Below are 18,263 nucleotides of genomic sequence, written 5' to 3' on the forward strand. Positions count from 1 at the left end.
TGTGTGGCTGATTTGGAAGAAGACTTTAACGAAGATCTGTTAATCGACTTTCGCGACGTAAACCTCATCCGTGGTGGCCGTACGCTGGTCGGACCGGTGGATTGGCGAGTAGAACTTGACGAGCGCTGGGTCATCATGGGGCCGAACGGTGCAGGCAAAACTTCTTTGATGCGCATTGCTGCAGCGGAGGAGTTCCCGTCTTCAGGGGTGGCCCATGTGATGGGCGAGCAGATCGGGCGCACCGACATGCGTGATTTGCGCACCATGATTGGTTTGACCTCATCGTCGATTGCTCACCGCATTCCCAATGACGAAAAGGTCGCGGACCTTGTTATTTCCGCCAGTTACTCCGTCCTGGGGCGCTGGCGTGAGACCTATGAAGAGATGGATTTCGAACAGCTCTCCGAGATTCTCGAGCGCATGGGAGCTGAGCATCTTGCAGACCGCACCTGGGGCACTCTCAGCGAGGGAGAGCGCAAGCGCGTGCTCATCGCACGAGCCATGATGGTCAACCCCGAATTGCTGCTTCTCGACGAGCCGGGAGCCGGGCTCGACCTCGGCGGTCGCGAGGACCTGGTCGGTTACTTAGGCGAACTCGCACTCGACCCGGATGCGCCGGCGATGGTGATGATTACGCACCACCCGGAAGAAATTCCGTACGGCTTCACCCATGCGATGCTCCTCGACGAAGGCAATGTCATCGCACAGGGGCTTATTGACGACGTCCTGACCAGTGAGAACCTGACCAAGGCTTTCCACCAGGAAATCGTCGTCGATCGCATCGATGATCGCTACTTTGCGCGCCGGGCACGGCCTGCTGGAAAGCACCGGAAGAAGTAGACGCTAATGGCGGTTCCGACACCTGAAACCCCGAATACGCCCGCGTCGCCGAAACTGGCAGCGACCGTGTTGCTGCTCCGTGACACCCACTGCGGGCTCGAGGTCTACGTTCAAGAACGCGTATCCTCAATGCGCTTTGCGGCCAACATGACCGTGTTCCCCGGCGGTGGAGTAGACCGGCGCGATTTCCCCGCTGTCGCAAATGAGGGCATGGTAGTGACCGAGCCGTCGGAAGCCGACCCCGAGTCGCGGATCGCGCAGGCTTTTAACGTCGACCGCGCGCGGGCGCACGCGCTCACCTGCGCGGCCGTGCGTGAGACCTTTGAGGAAACAGGCACTCTGTTGGTTCGCGATGCTGGCGGTGAGATTGTCGCAGATGGCCACCGCTTCCACCGTCAGCGCCGACAGTTGGAAGCCCACGATTTGTCATTGACGGATTTTCTTAGCGATGAAAATCTGGCGCTCGATGCCGAACTCGTCAGTCCTTGGGCTAACTGGGTGACACCCGAAGCCAACCCCATTCGCTACGACACCTATTTCTTCCTCGCCGCGCTTCCCGACGGTCAAAGGGCCGACGGTGACACCTCTGAGGCGTCATCTTCAGGTTGGTTCCGCCCGACTACGATTTTGGATGGATGGCGCCGTGGGCTACTCGGCCTCATGCCTCCGACTTGGGCGCAACTGACTCGCTTGGACGGTGTCAGTACTGTGGCGGAGGCTCTCGAGGCGGCCAGAAACACTCCGGTGCGACGCACCAATAGTGACTTCCTCGGGGAACCTTTTATGGATGAGTACTTTGCCGTTGCCACTCACATGGGGCATTTGCGCAGAGGTATGAACCGTTAGTCGACTACTCAGCCCCGTTAATCGGCTAACCCCTAACTGGAAGGAGATAACGAGTGTCCCTGTCCGCTGCAGAAGTGGCCGCTGTTGCTGCTCACCCGGAGTGGCTAGATGAGGCCGACCAGCTCGCGCTCACTAAAAAGTCTCTGATTGCAGACTCCGCGCATCTACGCCAATACTGTGGAGAGTTCGGTCGCCCGGTCATTGAAGTCGCGGCAGCTCGGCGTTCGGCAGTCAGCAAACTGCCAGGGAACTGGATTTTCTCTTCCGAAGCAGCGCAACAGGCCACGCCCTTTGTCGTCGCGCTGGCCCGCGCTCGTAGGCTTGCGCATCTCGGTGTCGAAGCAGTGGCCGATGTGACCTGCTCCATTGGTACTGAGGTGGCAGCAATTGACCACGAGGGCCTGACCGTTGTCGGCTCTGATCTCGACCTTGCACGCCTGGCCATGGCGCGGCATAACCTCGGCAAGGACATTTTCGTACAAGCCAATGCTTTGCAAGCAGCCTTTGACGCACCTGTCATTGTCGCTGACCCTGCACGCCGCTCCGGTGGTCGCAGGATCACCAACCCGGAGGACTTGCTCCCGTCGCTGCCGGCGCTCATAGCCGCCTGGCCCGACAAAGAACTAGCTATCAAATGTGCGCCGGGCCTCGACTTCAGCGAGTGGAGCGGGGAAGTGGCTGTCACTTCGGTGGACGGTGCGGTCAAGGAGGCATGTCTATATACGCCGGGGTTGGCCGGAGTTACCGATGGGCAATCCGTAACGCGATCGGCGATGGTTATCCGGACCGTCGATAAGCACAGGCCGTTAGAGTTGTCGGCGGTGGACGTGCAGACCTACGACGACACCATGCCTGACGACGTCGATGTGCGCGCTGCCGGTCGGTACATCATTGATCCGGATGGGGCGATTGTGCGCGCCGGGCTGGTGCGGCATTTTGCGGCGGCGCATGGGCTGTGGCAGCTCGATGAGCGGATTGCGCACGTCAGTGGCGATGTTTTGCCGCAGGGGATTGCCGGGTTCGAAGTTATTGAGCAAGTGGGGTTGAAGCAGGTTCGCAAGGCACTGGCAGCGTTGGATTGCGGATCGGTGGAAATTCTCGTGCGCGGCGTAGACGTCAACCCCGACGCGTTGCGCAAGCAGTGGAAACTTAAGGGCTCCAGGGCATTGGCGGTGGTGGTCACGCGCATCGGAAGGAGCGCGACGGCGTTTATCTGTCAGCCCCGGGAGATCGGTTAAGGACCGCTTTACGACGGAAAACTGGTGGGGGTAGCCCGTTGGGGATCGGTGTTTGCTGTTGGCGAATACTGCGGAGACAGCTGCAGTTGATTGCGTACTATTAACGTCTGACATGCGGAAATAGCATGTTGGCGGGCGGGCTGTGCTCGTGGTGTAGAAAAAAACTTAAAAAAATAACGACATTGTTATCTGGATCACCTTCGCATTGGCGACAGGTTCTGTTATCTTCAACACAGACGACCTAGAGCGTGGCCTGGTTCACTTTATTGTGAGGCGGCTTGCGAAGTAAGGTCAGATAAACGTTCACCAGTAATCAACCAGTAAGGACGACAGAAAAATGCCGAACATCGTGGTTCTGGTCAAGCAGGTTCCGGACACCTGGTCCGAGCGTAAGCTCACCGATGACAAGTTTGTCCTCGATCGTGAGTCTGCAGACGCAGTTCTCGACGAAATTAATGAGAACGCTGTTGAGGCTGCCCTGCAGCTGAAGGAAGAGCACGGCGGAAACGTTACCGTCGCAACTGTTGGCCCGGATCGTGCCATCGAGGCACTGCGCAAGGCTCTGTCCATGGGTGCAGACGACGCCGTCATTCTTTCGGACGACGCACTTGAAGGTTCCGACGCTGTTCAGACCGCATGGGCTCTGTCCAACGTCATCGACACTCTCGAGGATGTTGACCTCATCGTCACCGGCAATGCCTCCACTGACGGTGGCACCGGCTCCGTCCCGGCTATCCTCGGTGTCTACCGCGACCTGCCGGTTCTGACTCACCTGCGCTCTGTCGCTATCGAAGGTGACTCCATCACCGGTGAGCGTGAGGTCGAAGACGGCATCTACCAGCTCAAGGCATCCCTGCCGGCAGTCGTCTCCGTCACTGAGAAGGCTAATAGCCCGCGCTTCGCATCCTTCAAGGGCATCATGGCCGCTAAGAAGAAGCCGGTCACCGAGCTGACTCTGGACGATGTTGCTGCTGAGGCAGAGCAGGTTGGTCTTGAAAACGCTGCTACCGGTGTCACTGGCTCCACTCCGAAGCCGGCTAAGACCGCTGGTGAGCGCATTAACGATGAGGGAGACGGCGGCGCCAAGCTGGCCGAGTACCTCAAGGCCCAGAAGTTCATCTAAGGCGCTTGACGCGAATAGAAGACAAATAGAGATACAAGTAGGAGAAAGATCACTATGACCGACGTCCTCGTTCTCGTCGAGCACGCAAATGGCGAGCTGAAGAACACCACCGCTGAACTGCTGACCGCTGCTTCCGCATTCGGCACCCCGGCCGCAGTTGTCGTGGGTACCCCGGGTACCGCTGCTGGCTTCGCAGACACCCTGGCCGCCTACGGCGCTGGCGAGATTCTCGCTGCTGAGTCCGACGATGCCGACAAGTACCTGATCACCCCTGAGGTTGACGTTCTCGTCGGCCTGGCCTCCGAGCGTGAGGTTCCGGTGCTGGTTTCCGCTTCCGCAACCGGCAAGGAAATCGCTGGCCGCGTCGCTGCGCTGACCGGTTCCGGTCTGCTGTCCGACGTTGTTGCTATCAACGATGACGCTTCCGTTAAGTACTCCATCTTCGGTGGCGAGTACATCGTCGACGGTGTCGGCTACGGCGCATCCCCGGTCTACGCTCTGCGCCCGGGCTCCGTTGACCCGGAGGAGAAGTCCGGTTCCGCTGACGTTACCGAGATTGCATTCCCTGAGATTGGCAACAACGCTGTCGAGATCGTTTCCTTCGCACCGGCTGAGGGCGGCGACCGTCCGGAGCTGACCGAGGCTAAGCTGGTTGTTTCCGGTGGCCGCGGTGTCGCATCCGAGGATGGCTTCAAGAACGTTGTTGAGCCGCTGGCAGACGTTCTCGGCGCAGCTGTTGGTGCTTCCCGTGCTGCTGTTGACGCTGGCTACTACCCGGGTCAGTTCCAGGTTGGCCAGACCGGTAAGACCGTTTCCCCGGACCTCTACGTTGCTCTGGGTATTTCCGGTGCTATCCAGCACAAGGCAGGTATGCAGACCTCCAAGACCATCGTTGTGGTCAACAAGGACGAAGAGGCTCCGCTGTTCGAGATTGCTGACTTCGGTGTCGTCGGTGACCTGTTCGACGTTGTTCCGCAGGCTATCGAGAACCTGAAGTAATACGCACTTGCCTTAAGTCTGCTAGTTGCGTAAGGCTGCTGGTCGAGAGTCAACTCGGCTAGCAACTACCCGCTCGGGGTGGGCACAGATTTCCTATCTGTTCCCGCCCCGAGCATTTTTTGGTCCTACTCATCTGTTCGTGCAGATAGTGAGGTTTAACTATGGCGGATAGTGAGCATAAGGCGCACGCAGCGTTATACTGCCTGCATGCTTAATGACCACATCGTTGCCGCTCCGGACGAGAAGAGTGAAATGAAGTCTGCTGCGAAGACCCGTCACTTTGTGGATCATGCCGCGACTACACCATTACGCCCAGAAGCGCGCACGGCAATGGTTGAGAACCTAGGTCTGGCCAACCCCTCGGGGCAGTACGCCACCGCGCGCATTGCGAAAAAGGTTCTGGAAGAGTCCCGAGAAGAAATTGCAGAGCTGCTTGGTGCCGATCCCATCGAGGTAGTTTTTACTTCCGGTGGAACTGAGGCCGACAATCTAGCGATTTCAGGCCTGTACTTCAAGGCCTCTGGCTCGGACATTGTGGTTCCACCAATCGAGCACGATGCAGTGTTGAAGACATGCCACCATCTGGAAAAGGAACACTGGGCCAAGATTGTTGAGGCTCCTGTAGGTGCTGATGGTCGCGTTGACATGGTGCAGTTCCCGGAGATTAGTCGGCAGAACACCGCGCTGGTGACGTGCATGTGGGCGAACAATGAGACCGGCACCATCCAGCCGGTGGAGGAGATTGCCAAGCGGGCGAAGGAGGCTCGCGTGCCTTTGCATATCGATGCTGTGCAGGCAGCCGGACATCTGCCAATTGATTTCCACGCAAGTGGCGCCACTACAATGGCCATCTCCGCGCACAAGTTCGGCGGTCCCCGTGGGATTGGGGCGCTGCTTGTTCGTCGTGAAGCGAAACTTACCCCGCATAACAACGGCGGCGGGCAGGAACGCGGACTGCGTTCGGGCACGCAGGACGTGGCGTCGGCGGCGGGCATGGCGGCAGGACTGCGCGCGGCGGTGGACGCGATGGCGGCGGACAATGAGCGAATCCGCGGTCTGACGCAGCAGCTCATCAGGGCAATCGTGCACATCGACGGTGCGATTATCCACACTAGCGAGCTCGCTTTGCCGGGGCACGTCTACGCTAGCTTCCCGGGCGCGGAGGCCGATAGTTTGATCATGCTGTTCGATGCGGCGGGAATTGACTGCTCTACGGGATCGGCATGTAGCGCGGGCGTTAACCGTCCCTCGCACGTGCTGATGGCGATGGGCGTTTCGGAGCCGGAAGCGCGATCGTCGATTCGTTTTACGCTGGGGTACACCTCGACGCAGGCGGATGTCGACGCCGTCATTTCGGCGCTGCCGGAAACGGTCGAGCGGGCGCGGCGTGCTGGCATGGCTTAGTTTTTGCCCCGTGGTGGTACGGTGACACGTGCACAAAATCTAGAGGGGAAAGGTTGCAACGCAATGCGAGTTCTTGCAGCAATGAGCGGTGGTGTGGATTCTTCCGTGGCTGCGGCGCGTGCATTGGCCGCAGGTCACGAGGTCGTCGGCGTGCACTTGGCGCTGTCGAAAGATCCGCAGTCCGTTCGCGCCGGATCCCGCGGCTGCTGTTCGCTAGAGGACTCCGGCGATGCCCGCCGCGTCTGCGATGAGCTGGGCATTCCTTTCTACGTCTGGGATTTCTCCGAGCGCTTCAAGGAAGAGGTCATGGATGACTTCTACGACTCCTACGAGCGCGGCGAGACGCCGAACCCATGCCTGCGCTGCAATGAACGCATCAAGTTCGCCGCTCTACTAGAGCGCGGCATCGCGCTCGGCTTCGACGCTGTGGTCACGGGGCACTACGCTTTGCTTGGCGACGACGGCCTGTTGCGCCGCGGCCGCGATGCGAAGAAGGACCAGTCCTATGTCCTGGGCGTGCTGGATCGCGAGCAGCTGCAGCGCTCGATGTTCCCGGTAGGAAACACCGAGAAGCCAGAGATTCGTGAAGAAGCCCGCGGGATGGGACTAGGCACTGCCAACAAGCCGGACTCTTACGACATATGCTTCATCCCGGATGGCAATACCAAGGCGTTCCTGGGCGCGAAGATTGGCCGTCGCCCGGGCACCATTGTGGATAAGGAAACTGGCGACACCGTCGCTGAGCACGACGGTGTCTACGGTTTCACCATTGGTCAGCGCAAGGGGATTGGCCTGGCGGGGCCGATGCCGGATGGCAAGCCGCGCTATGTCACCGGCATTGATGCAGAGACCGGCACGGTGACAATCGGCACGGCTGCGGACTTGAATGTCAACGTGCTCGAGGCCGACCGTGCCATCTGGCTGGCCAACCCGGATGAGGTACTCGCTGCCTCGGAGGCCGGCAAGCTGCAGGTGCAGGTGCGTGCGCACGGTCGCCCCATCGACTGCCGCATTGAAGTGCTGGCAGGACCTGACGATGACATCACCGGACGCGGTGGCGCCTTCCGGCTGCGCCTGAGCGATCCGCTCCGTGGTGTCGCTCCTGGCCAGGCCGCTGTTTTGTACCACACTGACACTGCGGGCGACTACGTGCTGGGCTCCGGCACGATTGTCTCGACCGCCCGTGAAGAGGACTTGTCGTGACCTCCTTTGTCGGCATTGGCCCGATGCCGGGCCGCAATCTACACGAGGCGGCAGAGATTGTCATTGGCGAATGCCTGGAAGGTCACCTCACGCTACCGACGTTGCCCGCCCGTGGGTTCGGCGCCGATGCCGTCGGTCGCACGGCTGCCCTCATGGCTGACCTCGTCGTCGACAGGGGAGCGCGCTCCTGGAAAGTCGCCGACCGTCGTGGTCGCGCGAGTGCCTTGGCCACTGATTATCTCCACCGCGACATCGACGCGTGCGAGGAAGCGTGGGGACGCACCCCGCAGAAGATTCGCCTGACCGCTCTCGGTCCATGGACGATGGCAACTTCGGTGGAAAATGCCGCAGGCCATCTCATCGCCGTTGACCGCGGCGCCGTGAAGTACTTCGCGCAGTCGCTGGCCGCGGGATTGGCTTCCCACATCGCCGATGTCCGTCGGCGTTTCGACAGCGACATCGAGGTACTTCTGGCAGAACCCGCACTCGGCGCAGTCGCACAGGGCAAAATCAAGGCCCCGTCCATGCTGATGGGCAACGCGGGCTATCTCCCCGCCCAGGGGCACCGCGAGATTGCGGAGATCTTCCTCGAGGTCACGGGGCCGCTGCGTGACGACGACATCGAAGTGACCATCGCGCTGTCGAGCCCCGATGGCCTGGCTGTTCAGGCCTTGGCGGATTCCGGTGCGGCCGGAGTGTGGCTACCTCGCAAAGAACTGACAACCACGCAGCAACTGGATTTTGCGGCTGCCGTGGTCGGTGCCGATATGTCCCTGGAGCTGGGTATTGTGCCAGTGACGGTCACGGAGCGAGAAGAGCACACGGGCGTCCCGGTGGCGACACCGGCTCGAGCACTCGCTGAGCAAGCAGCGCTGTTCTGGGATGAGCTGGGCTATTCGCGCCTACAGATTGCTGAGAGCTTGAATCTGGCGCCGATGGGCGGCTTTGCTGCCAGCTCCAATGAAGAAGCACAGGCGCAACTCGGCGCAGGCCGTAATGCCACGGAACTTCTTCGTCGGGCAGCCGGTGACTTGGCTCGCGACGAATAGCGACCTTATTCCACCAGCGTATTGAGGTAGTCGGCGAAGTAGGGAAGTGTGAATTCCACGTATCCCGTCGACGCTGACACAATCAACTCGCGGTAAATCAGGTCATGGCGAAGCTGTGAGATGCCAGAGAGTTTGCGTCCCATGGTCTCTGCGATGGCGCTCGTGGCCACGGGCTTTCCATTGGGGGAGAGGCGCGCCATCGCTTTGAGAAAATCAATCTGGCGAGGTGGCACTTTCCGCAGGCTGGGCGCATGAACTTGCAGCCCGATGCGGCGGATGGATTCCGCTGCGGCATCCGAGACATGCTGAGCGGTAATGGTGTCCGAGTGGGCCAACCTGGCCTTAGCCCAAGCGACTGAGCCAATGGTCTGTATGAGATACGGGTAGCCGTGGCTGAGTTCAGCGGCCAGCTCGACGGCATCCTCGGTCATCGCGCGTTCGCCGAGTTCTGCAGTTCTGCGAATGATGTCCTTGGTGGTCTCCAAGTCCAATCGGCCCAGAGACACGCGCTCGGCACGGCGTAAGAATGTTGCGCCCTCTAGCTGGAGCAAGTCCTCGATACCGCTGGGCAGCCCGGCTGCGACAAAGGCAATCTCCGCATCGTCGCGATTGAGGTCCTGGATTGCATGGGCAATTTCGTTGAGCTGTGCCGGGTCTGCACTTTGCACCTCGTCGAGAGTGAGCAAGATGCCGGATTCCTGCGGCATGAGGAGAGCCGAGAGATCCTGAAGTTGGCTGAGCAGATTCCTGCCGGGCTCGGGCTGAGAAGTGCTGACTTCCGTCTTAAACCCGCCAATGCCGGCGATGGACAGGCCGGTGAGGTGACGGCCCTTGCCCGTCGGTGCACTGTCAATGGCACTGAAAGCGCGCGGAATGGTGACATCGGTGAGTTCAGAAATCATTTCAGAGCCGATGTGAGCACGCAGCACAATCCATCCCAGTTGCTTTGCTGCGGTTTCAAACTCGTTGAGAAGTACCGTCTTGCCGATTCCGCGGGTACCGGAAATTAGCGCGGTTCGCCAGGGATTACCGGGGCCTTCCGCCAGAGCCAGCTCAAACGAGTCCAGCTCGACATCGCGCCCACCGATGATGGCCGGGGATCGGCCGAATGTGGGGTGGAAAGGATTGCGTGGGATGGAGATGGCCTTGTCGCTGCGAGTGGTCACGCATCAATCATAGCAATGGATAATCCACATCGGCTTGGATAACTTGGATATTCCGCCGAATTTTGGATATTCGATTTCCGTTGGATAATCACAAAACTCTGGATATTGGGAGGGCAAGGGAGGGTGAGGGGGGGCGCTGCTCAGTCCATCGGCCACCCGAAGGTGAAGTCCGACGTATCCTTACCCTTTTCGGTCAGGTACTGCTGCAGGTTCTTCTTGTACTGGTAGTACGCGACGGCCTGCAGCTCCATCAGCTCTTCTCCCGATTTTTCGGTTAGCTCCCGGTAGTGGCGCGCCATCACCCATGCGATACGCGCGGCAGCCAGGGCATCTTCGGTGGCATCATGTGCCCCGTCCAGGCGCACCTGATAATGGCGGGAGACATCAGTCAATGTGCGTTTTTCACGACGTTCCGGATCAAAGTAGTGGTCCAGCACAAAGGGATCGACCACGAGCCCGTCAACGGTAAAACTGGAATCCTGCGAGCGCAGTACCGTCAGATCATAAGCCGCGTTATAGGCCACTACGGTCAGACCATCGCGCCAGGCAGCTCGAAGGCCGGCAATGGTATCCGCTAGCACTTCATCGTGCGGGCGCCCCTCCGCGCGAGCTTTTTCAGTGGTGATGCCATGCACATCAGACGCAGCTTGCGGAATTTCGACACCGGGATTAGCGAGCATGATGGTGGAATCTTTGCCCTGCTCAGTCAGCCGGACCAGTGCGGAAGTGACAATCTTGCAGGTGCGAGGATCCGTGCCGGTAGTCTCCAGATCAAACGCGAGCATGCGTCGCGGATCGAAATTATGCATGTCTCAACTGTAGCGGAGAGTGCGGATTCGCTGAGGGGCAGGAACAAGGTCAAGAGAATTTCCGTGTCCCCCGGCGCATCCGGGCAATGACATAGAATGAGCGACGTGACTTCCTCGACCGATGAGAACTCCGACCTGTCAACCTCCGATTTGTCTTCGTTTTCCAGCGCCCCCGCCTCCGAGCCGGCGCCGGCGGACGTCCGGGAGAAGTGGCAAGATCTAGCAACTCGCATTCGTGAAAACGCTGCGCTGTACTACACCGCGCAGCCGGTTATCTCCGATGCTGAGTACGACGAGATGTTCCGTCAACTGCAGCGGTTAGAGGAGCAGTGGCCCGATCTGGTGGTGCCGGACAGTCCCACCCAGCAGGTCGGCGCACAGGTCGACACGCCTGCCGACGGGGAAGTGTTCGAGCCTGTTGAGCACCTCGAACGCCTTTACAGCTTGGACAATGTTTTCGATGAGCAGGAGTTGCGCGGCTGGCTGGCCCGCACCCCGGCCAGCACGTATCTGACCGAGCTGAAAATCGATGGCCTGTCTATCGACCTGGTCTATGAGAATGGCCGCCTTGTCCGGGCGGCCACCCGCGGAGACGGCCGCGTGGGGGAGAACGTCACCGCCAATGCGCGCACTATCGAAGATATTCCGCATGAAATCAGTGGCGAGAACATTCCCGACGTGCTCGAGGTGCGTGGTGAGGTCTTTATCTCGTTGGAGGAGTTCGAACGCATCAATGCTGATCGCGTCGACGCAGGCCAGAAGCCGTTTGCCAACCCCCGTAACGTCGCCGCCGGTTCCCTGCGACAGAAGGATGTTGCAGAAGTGGCGAAGCGTCGCTTGTCCATGATTTGTCATGGAATTGGTCATATCGAGGGCTGGCGTCCACAGTCTCAGCACGAGGCCTATCGTGCCTTGGACGAGTGGGGTTTCCACGTGTCGCCGTATACAAAGCAGGTTCATTCCGCGGATGACGTCGTCAAGCAGATGCAGTACTGGGGCGAGCACCGTCACGATGCCATCCACGAGATGGACGGGCTTGTGGTCAAGGTTGACTCCCTTTCCGAGCAGCGCGCGTTGGGCGCGACCTCGCGGGCACCGCGCTGGGCGATTGCCTACAAGTATCCGCCAGAAGAGGTCACCACGGACCTGCTGGATATTCGAGTTTCCATCGGCCGAACTGGTCGTGCGACGCCATACGCCGTGATGAAGCCGGTCTTCGTGGCCGGGTCAACTGTCGAAATGGCGACGCTACACAACCCTTCTGAAGTGCACCGAAAGGGTGTGCTCATCGGGGACCGTGTGACTATCCGCAAGGCCGGTGACGTGATTCCAGAGGTACTCGGCCCCGTGGCCGATCTCCGAGATGGTAGCGAGCGAAAGTACATTTACCCGACTCTCTGCCCCGAGTGCGGTACTCGTTTGGCTCCGGCAAAGGACAGCGATGCCGATTGGCGTTGCCCCAATACCCGCTACTGCCCAGGTCAGCTGCGTCGTCGAATTGAATTCCTCGCCTCCCGCTCCGGGTTTGATATCGAAAACTTGGGGGAGAGGGGCGCTGCCGATTTGATTCATCGCGGCGTGCTTGACGACGAGTCCCGCCTCTTCGACCTCACCGAGGAAGATTTGCTCGGCACTGAGGTCTACACTACGGCTTCGCGGAAAACGCTGAATGCCAATGGTAAGAAGCTGTTGGCCAATATCGAGGCAGCTAAGGATAAAGAGCTGTGGCGCGTATTGGTCAGCCTGTCCATTCGTCATGTGGGTCCAACAGTGGCGCGGACCTTGGCACAGAAGTTCGGCTCGATGGAGGCGCTGCGCGCTGCGAGCCGCGAGGAGATTTCGGCCATCGATGGCATTGGCGAGATCATCGGCGATTCCGTGGCTGACTGGTTCGAGGTGGACTGGCACCGCGAGGTTGTCGAGCGCTGGGAAGCTGCCGGTGTGCGTATGGCCGATGAGGTCGCCGATCGTCCAGATCAGGTGCTAGAGGGATTGACCGTGGTAGTCACCGGCTCTTTGGAGGACTTCACTCGCGACAGCGCGAAGGAAGCCATTATCTCCCGTGGCGGTAAGGCCGCAGGGTCGGTGTCGAAGAAGACCGACTACGTGGTGGTTGGCGAAAACGCCGGTTCCAAGGCCACAAAGGCCGAGGAGCTGGGCTTGCCCATCCTCGACGAGGATGGGTTCAAGCGGTTGCTGGAAACTGGGCAGGCCTAGCTGGGGCTTGGCCCAGCCAGGATTTGGCCCAGCCGGGGCCTAAATCTTGGTCTCTTCCAGCTTCCAGACCTCATTGGCGTAATCGCGGATGGTGCGGTCGGAGGAGAAGCGGCCCGAACGGATGATGTTCAGGAAGCACTTCTTGGCCCATGCCAGCTCGTCGCGGTAGTCTTCCGCCATGCGGTCGCGGGTCTCGCGGTAGTCAGCGAAGTCGCCGAGGACGTAGTAAACATCGGCCGGCTCGTACCCGTTGGACTCCAGCAGCGAGAAGTGCAGGTCGTGGAACATTCCGCTGCCACCGTCAGAAAAAGTTCCGTCGACAAGCGAATCGACAGCGCGCTTGAGCCCCGGCACCGTTTCGTAAGTGCCACGCGGGCTGTAGGTGCGGCGCAGCTCCGGCAGTTCCTCTTCCAGCGCACCGAAGATGTAGGCGTTCTCTTCGCCGGCGGCGTCGACGATTTCGACGTTTGCGCCGTCCATGGTGCCCAGCGTCAGTGCGCCGTTCATCATGAACTTCATGTTCGAGGTACCCGAAGCCTCCTTACCGGCAGTGGAAATCTGCTCGGAGACGTCGGTAGCAGGGATGATGTGCTCTGCCGGGGTGACGTTGTAATTCTCAACGAAAGCGACCTGCAGGCGGCCGTCCATGTCCGGATCGTTGTTGACCTTGTCCGCGATAGCGTTGATGAACTTAATGATGGCCTTCGCGCGAACGTAGCCTGGGGCGGCCTTGGCACCGAAGATGAACACGCGCGGTGGCACGTCCAGCGTTGGGTCTTCCTTGATGCGGTAGTAGAGATCCAGGATGTAGAGCGCGTTGAGAAGCTGGCGCTTGTACTCGTGCAGACGCTTAATCTGGGTATCGAAGATGGCGTCCGGGTTCACCGAAATACCCTGGCGGTGCTCCAGCCAGGTGGCGAAGTCCTTCTTGTTCTCGTGCTTGATCTCGAGAATCTCACGCAACACGGCCTCGTCGTCAGCAAACTTTTCGAGCTCAGCGAGCTTGTCCAGGTCAGTGACCCAGGCGTCCGAACCCGACAGGCGAGTCAGCAGTGCCGACAGGCGCGGGTTGCACTGGTTGAGCCAGCGGCGCGGGGTGACTCCGTTGGTCTTGTTGTTGAAGCGCTCCGGCCAGATATCGTGCCAGTCCTTCAACGTTTCGCGCTTAATGATCTCCGTGTGCAGGGCAGCAACACCGTTGATGGAGTACGCGGCGTAGCAGGCGATCCACGCCATGTGGATGCGACCATGAGAAATCGGCGCCATGTAGTCAATCTTGCCCTGGTCGAAGCCGCGCTCCGCGAGGTCTTCGCGGAAGCGGCGGTCGATCTCGCGGGTGATTTCCAGAACGCGGCCGAAGAGACGGTCAAAAATGGAGTATTCCCAGGTCTCCAACGCTTCTGCCAGAACGGTGTGGTTGGTGTAGGCGAAGGTGTTGGACACGACGTTCCAGGCGTCGTCCCAGCTCATATCGTGCTCATCCAGGAGCAGACGCATCAGCTCTGGGATAGCGAGCACCGGGTGGGTGTCATTGAGCTGAATGGAGTTGTACTTGTGGAAATCGCGCAGGTCCTCGCCGTGATTCTCGATGTAAGAATCGATCATCGTCTGCAGCGAAGCGGAGACGAAGAAGTACTGCTGGCGGACACGCAGGACCTTGCCGTCATAGGTCGAGTCATTCGGGTAGAGCACGCGGCACAGGTCATGGACGCGTTCACGCTCGACAATGGCGTCGGTGAAGCGCTGCGAGTTGAAGGCGTCGTAGTCGAACTCACGCATCGGCTCTGAGTGCCACAGGCGCAGCGTGCCGACGTTATCGGTGCCGTAGCCGGTAATTGGCATGTCATATGGAACAGCGCGCACCACCAAGTCATCGAAGGTGACAATCTTGGACAGTTCCTCGCGACGAATGACGAAGGGGTAGCCCTCTTCCATCCACGGATCCGGGTGCTCATCCTGGAAGCCATCTTCGAAGGTCTGCTTGAACAGACCGTAGCGGTAGAGGATGCCATAACCGGTCACCGGCAGATTCTGCGTGGCACAGGAATCCAAGAAGCAGGCGGCCAGACGACCCAGTCCACCGTTACCGAGAGCGGCATCGTGCTCGGCCTCGAGCACGTCTGTCAGATTCTTGCCGTACTTTTCCACGGCAGCAGAGGCCTCATCCACCAGACCTGCATTGAGCAGGTTGTTCAGCAGGGCGCGACCCATGAGGAACTCGGCGGAGAAGTAGTGCTGCTGACGGGTAGCAGCGTATGCCTCCATGGTGCGCTGCCAGTTGTCCGCTAGGGCATCGACAACAACCCGTGACAGACCGGACCAGAATTCCATCTCAGTGGACGACTGGGGGACACGGCCGGACTCGGCACGAATGTGGGATCCGACGAGGTCACTCAAGTTCGACATCAAAGAAGCTCCTTAATCACTGGTATCGTTTCCAGACTTTACCGCTAAGCGTGAATCACTGCGCTCCATAGGGGAGGAGCCATAGGGTAAGAGCTTCGAGCAGAAGGGGGGGGCATCCCTCAGAGGGGGCAGCCCATTAGCCGCTGCTAGTCGATGATCGCGCCGACAATCGTGCCAATACGTCCCAAGTGCTCAACCTCAGTCGGCAGGAAGTCCGGCCCACCGGGTCGACCAATGACGAGAACGAGCCCCTTGCCCATAGGAGTTGCGGCAATGGAGGAGTCCATAACCGTCCAGTCTTCCGGCAGCCACGTTTCCTCGTCCGGATCCAGGTTTCGCGGCGAGTCAATCGGGGCTTCCGGCAGGGACCGGCCGTTATCCTCTGGAGCAGCGGTAGAGGAAGCGCGTCGCACCCACTGACCGTCGCTCTGTTCGCCGAGGACAATAGCCCAGCCTGCAGTCATAGTCTGAGGCAGGCCGTCGACGACATCTCCGAGGGCGCGATCCAAGTTTTTTGTGTGCTGGGAGAACTTAGCCAACAGCGCAATCTGTCCGCGACGGTCAACCGAGCCGGAGAAAGGCCTAATTGAATCGACCTCCACTCCACTAATGGACTGAGCCGCCGTAATCAGTGTGTCCGGTAGCAGGCCCATGGGCAGGTCAACCACGATGTCGTCGACAACAACGCCATCGGCTCCGTGAGCCACGACATCGACACTGCGAATATCACCTTCTACTTCGCCCAGGGCAGCCGCGACGTAGCCAAGTGCGCCTGGTTCGTCGGGAAGCTGGATGCGAAGGAGGTAACTCATGGCTGTGTGCACAACCTTTCGAATAATTGAGAGTGATGCTTGCGGTGTAACTATAGAAGTAGTGATTTAGGCTACAGGGTAAACCTTTGAAATGTAAGACCCTGCGGACAAGTGCTTGGCGACAACGACTACTGTTGGCAAGTACAGCCCGCTCGCGCGGTTCAAAATCAGTTTCAACTAAACTTCTGTGCACTAGCTTCGTACGAAGAAATGAAAGGGGTACTAGCGTGCCAGCTATCTCACGCGATGAGGTCGCCCACCTAGCGCGATTGTCCCGTCTGGCTCTGACTGACGCGGAACTCGACGAGTTCGCCGGTCAGATCGACGGCATTATTAACCACGTCCAGGCCGTTCAAAAGGTGGCTGCGGATGATGTTGAACCGATGAGTCACCCCTCTTCGCTATCCGGTGTGATGCGCGAGGACGTCGTCAAGCCGACGCTGACTGCGGAGCAGGCGCTGGACCAGGCGCCGTCGCAGGACCGCCAGCGCTTTGAAGTTCCCCAGATTCTCGGCGAGTAGGAGTACGTGGAAGAAATGACTGCAGCTAACCCGAACCTGCATGCCGCTGTTGCTGAGGACCCGATTCTGGGGCTGAGCGCTTTTGAGCTCGCACAGAAGATTCACGCTCGTGAGCTGACCTCGGTAGAGGTCACTCAGGCGTTCCTCGACCGTATCGCAGCAATTGATGAGGACATTCACGCATTCCTGCACGTCGGTGCCGAAGAGGCCCTGGATGCAGCTCGCAAGGTCGATGAGTCGCTGGATGCTGGCGAGGAGCCGGCCTCTGCGCTGGCCGGTGTTCCGCTGGCGCTGAAGGATGTCTTCACTACCACCGATGCGCCGACCACCTGCGCTTCCAAGATGCTCGAGGGCTACATGAGCCCTTACGACGCAACGGTTACTGCCAAGCTGCGCGCAGCTGGCATCCCAATCCTGGGTAAGACCAATATGGATGAGTTCGCCATGGGCTCGTCGACTGAGAACTCCGCTTACGGTCCGACCCACAACCCGTGGGATGTCGAGCGCACCGCAGGCGGTTCCGGTGGTGGCTCTTCCGCGGCGCTGGCCTCCGGTATGGCTCCGCTGGCTATCGGTACTGACACCGGTGGTTCGATTCGTCAGCCAGCAGCTCTGACCGCAACGGTTGGTGTGAAGCCGACCTATGGCACGGTATCCCGCTACGGCCTGGTCGCTTGTGCCTCCTCGTTGGACCAGGGTGGCCCGACCGCGCGTACCGTTCTGGACACCGCGCTGCTGCACGAAATCATTGCTGGTCACGACGAGAACGACTCGACCTCCACGGAGCAGCCGATTGCCGATGTGGTTGCTGCTGCCAAGGAAGGAGCTACCGGTGACCTCACGGGGGTTAAGGTCGGCATCGTCAAGCAGTTCGACCGCACCGAGGGTTACCAGGCCGGCGTACTGGACAGCTTCCACGAGGCCGTCGACAAGCTTAAGGAAGCTGGTGCGGAGGTTGTCGAGGTCGATTGCCCGAACTTCGACCACGCACTGAGCGCGTACTACCTGATTCTGCCGTGCGAGGTCAGCTCCAACCTGGCTCGTTTCGACGGCATGCGTTACGGCCAGCGTGTTGGTGATGACGGCACGCACTCCGCCGATGAGGTCATGGCTATGACCCGTGCCGCTGGTTTCGGCGATGAGGTTAAGCGACGCATCATCATCGGTACCTACGCGCTATCGGTCGGTTACTACGACGCTTACTACATCCAGGCACAGCGCGTCCGTACCCTGATTCAGCAGGACTTCGAGCGTGCCTTCGAGCAGGTGGATGTCTTGATCTCGCCGACGACTCCGACCACTGCGTTCAAGTTGGGCGAGAAGGTTGACGACCCGCTGAGCATGTACATGTTCGACCTGTGCACTCTGCCGCTCAACCTCGCCGGCATGTGTGGTATGTCCGTGCCGTCGGGCCTGGCTGAAGACACCGGCCTGCCGGTGGGCCTGCAGATTATGGCTCCGCGCCACGGTGATGATCGGCTGTACAAGGTCGGCGCTGCCTACGAAAAGGTTCGTGGCCCGATTGCATAATATCGACCAATAAGCGTTAGTCGGTTTTCTTCAACCGTCGTTTTCTCACTGAAGTGGGAGAGCGGCGGTTGTTGTCGTGTCGGGGGAAATTTCATACATG

The 18,263-nt window shown here is 59.7% G+C and carries 15 protein-coding genes; 11 read left to right on the forward strand and 4 right to left on the reverse strand.

Annotation, left to right across the window (positions count from 1 at the left end):
* Positions 1–3: 3 nt before the first annotated feature.
* The 8 genes from HMPREF2787_RS04025 (at position 4) to HMPREF2787_RS04060 (ending at position 8,702) form a co-directional block, all read left to right on the forward strand.
* Positions 4–840: an ABC transporter ATP-binding protein gene (locus HMPREF2787_RS04025; protein WP_070858458.1), complete on the forward strand. Its 837-nt coding sequence runs from the start codon at positions 4–6 to the stop codon at positions 838–840.
* A gap of 6 nt (positions 841–846) precedes the next feature.
* Positions 847–1,686, forward strand: a complete 840-nt coding sequence (locus HMPREF2787_RS04030; RefSeq protein ID WP_070858459.1) for an NUDIX hydrolase — start codon at positions 847–849, stop codon at positions 1,684–1,686.
* 53 nt (positions 1,687–1,739) lie between these two features.
* A complete protein-coding gene (locus HMPREF2787_RS04035; RefSeq protein ID WP_070858460.1) occupies positions 1,740–2,924 on the forward strand; it encodes a THUMP-like domain-containing protein in 1,185 nt (394 codons plus the stop codon).
* A gap of 337 nt (positions 2,925–3,261) precedes the next feature.
* Positions 3,262–4,047 carry an electron transfer flavoprotein subunit beta/FixA family protein gene (locus HMPREF2787_RS04040; RefSeq protein WP_048735284.1) on the forward strand — a complete coding sequence of 262 codons (786 nt, stop codon included), beginning with the start codon at positions 3,262–3,264 and terminating at the stop codon, positions 4,045–4,047.
* 54 nt (positions 4,048–4,101) lie between these two features.
* Complete coding sequence (locus HMPREF2787_RS04045; protein ID WP_070858461.1) at positions 4,102–5,046, forward strand: electron transfer flavoprotein subunit alpha/FixB family protein; 945 nt, start codon at positions 4,102–4,104, stop codon at positions 5,044–5,046.
* 252 nt (positions 5,047–5,298) lie between these two features.
* A complete protein-coding gene (locus HMPREF2787_RS04050; RefSeq protein WP_070858489.1) occupies positions 5,299–6,450 on the forward strand; it encodes a cysteine desulfurase family protein in 1,152 nt (383 codons plus the stop codon).
* A 63-nt stretch (positions 6,451–6,513) separates the two neighbouring features.
* Positions 6,514–7,653 (forward strand): tRNA 2-thiouridine(34) synthase MnmA, encoded by a 1,140-nt coding sequence (mnmA, locus tag HMPREF2787_RS04055; RefSeq protein WP_070437874.1) that lies wholly within the window; start codon positions 6,514–6,516, stop codon positions 7,651–7,653.
* Positions 7,650–8,702 carry a uroporphyrinogen decarboxylase/cobalamine-independent methonine synthase family protein gene (locus HMPREF2787_RS04060; protein WP_070858462.1) on the forward strand — a complete coding sequence of 351 codons (1,053 nt, stop codon included), beginning with the start codon at positions 7,650–7,652 and terminating at the stop codon, positions 8,700–8,702. The genes mnmA and HMPREF2787_RS04060 overlap by 4 nt, the downstream gene beginning before the upstream one ends.
* A gap of 5 nt (positions 8,703–8,707) precedes the next feature.
* On the opposite strand, the gene HMPREF2787_RS04065 is transcribed toward HMPREF2787_RS04060, so the two are convergent.
* Both HMPREF2787_RS04065 and HMPREF2787_RS04070 read right to left on the reverse strand, forming a co-directional pair.
* Entirely contained in the window at positions 8,708–9,868 is a 1,161-nt protein-coding gene (locus HMPREF2787_RS04065) for an ATP-binding protein (protein ID WP_070858463.1), read from the reverse strand.
* A 140-nt stretch (positions 9,869–10,008) separates the two neighbouring features.
* The gene (locus HMPREF2787_RS04070) at positions 10,009–10,677 is read right to left on the reverse strand and encodes a 3'-5' exonuclease (protein ID WP_070643878.1); all 669 of its coding nucleotides are present in this window, start codon (positions 10,675–10,677) and stop codon (positions 10,009–10,011) included.
* A gap of 96 nt (positions 10,678–10,773) precedes the next feature.
* Here HMPREF2787_RS04070 and ligA point away from each other — a divergent pair, with 96 nt between their 5' ends.
* Positions 10,774–12,894: an NAD-dependent DNA ligase LigA gene (ligA, locus tag HMPREF2787_RS04075; RefSeq protein ID WP_141763267.1), complete on the forward strand. Its 2,121-nt coding sequence runs from the start codon at positions 10,774–10,776 to the stop codon at positions 12,892–12,894.
* A 39-nt stretch (positions 12,895–12,933) separates the two neighbouring features.
* Here ligA and HMPREF2787_RS04080 read toward each other — a convergent pair whose 3' ends face one another.
* Positions 12,934–15,300, reverse strand: a complete 2,367-nt coding sequence (locus HMPREF2787_RS04080) for a glycogen/starch/alpha-glucan phosphorylase (protein WP_070858464.1) — start codon at positions 15,298–15,300, stop codon at positions 12,934–12,936.
* Positions 15,301–15,446: 146 nt separating this feature from the next.
* Entirely contained in the window at positions 15,447–16,112 is a 666-nt protein-coding gene (locus HMPREF2787_RS04085) for an ACT domain-containing protein (RefSeq protein ID WP_070858465.1), read from the reverse strand.
* A gap of 227 nt (positions 16,113–16,339) precedes the next feature.
* Here HMPREF2787_RS04085 and gatC point away from each other — a divergent pair, with 227 nt between their 5' ends.
* Positions 16,340–16,633: an Asp-tRNA(Asn)/Glu-tRNA(Gln) amidotransferase subunit GatC gene (gene gatC, locus HMPREF2787_RS04090; protein ID WP_005509328.1), complete on the forward strand. Its 294-nt coding sequence runs from the start codon at positions 16,340–16,342 to the stop codon at positions 16,631–16,633.
* A gap of 15 nt (positions 16,634–16,648) precedes the next feature.
* The gene (gene gatA / locus HMPREF2787_RS04095) at positions 16,649–18,163 is read left to right on the forward strand and encodes an Asp-tRNA(Asn)/Glu-tRNA(Gln) amidotransferase subunit GatA (RefSeq protein ID WP_070858466.1); all 1,515 of its coding nucleotides are present in this window, start codon (positions 16,649–16,651) and stop codon (positions 18,161–18,163) included.
* Positions 18,164–18,263 lie beyond the last annotated feature (100 nt).

This window comes from Corynebacterium sp. HMSC061H03 (genome assembly GCF_001838215.1).
Taxonomy (GTDB): Bacteria; Actinomycetota; Actinomycetes; order Mycobacteriales; family Mycobacteriaceae; genus Corynebacterium; species Corynebacterium jeikeium_D.

Coding starts and splice junctions, on each gene's coding strand:
- HMPREF2787_RS04030 (WP_070858459.1), top strand. CDS start 847: ATGGCGGTTCCGACACCTGAAACCCCGAATACGCCCGCGTCGCCGAAA.
- HMPREF2787_RS04040 (WP_048735284.1), top strand. CDS start 3,262: ATGCCGAACATCGTGGTTCTGGTCAAGCAGGTTCCGGACACCTGGTCC.
- HMPREF2787_RS04045 (WP_070858461.1), top strand. CDS start 4,102: ATGACCGACGTCCTCGTTCTCGTCGAGCACGCAAATGGCGAGCTGAAG.
- HMPREF2787_RS04050 (WP_070858489.1), top strand. CDS start 5,299: ATGAAGTCTGCTGCGAAGACCCGTCACTTTGTGGATCATGCCGCGACT.
- mnmA (WP_070437874.1), top strand. CDS start 6,514: ATGCGAGTTCTTGCAGCAATGAGCGGTGGTGTGGATTCTTCCGTGGCT.
- HMPREF2787_RS04070 (WP_070643878.1), bottom strand. CDS start 10,677: ATGCATAATTTCGATCCGCGACGCATGCTCGCGTTTGATCTGGAGACT.
- ligA (WP_141763267.1), top strand. CDS start 10,774: ATGAGCGACGTGACTTCCTCGACCGATGAGAACTCCGACCTGTCAACC.
- HMPREF2787_RS04080 (WP_070858464.1), bottom strand. CDS start 15,300: ATGTCGAACTTGAGTGACCTCGTCGGATCCCACATTCGTGCCGAGTCC.
- HMPREF2787_RS04085 (WP_070858465.1), bottom strand. CDS start 16,112: ATGAGTTACCTCCTTCGCATCCAGCTTCCCGACGAACCAGGCGCACTT.
- gatA (WP_070858466.1), top strand. CDS start 16,649: ATGACTGCAGCTAACCCGAACCTGCATGCCGCTGTTGCTGAGGACCCG.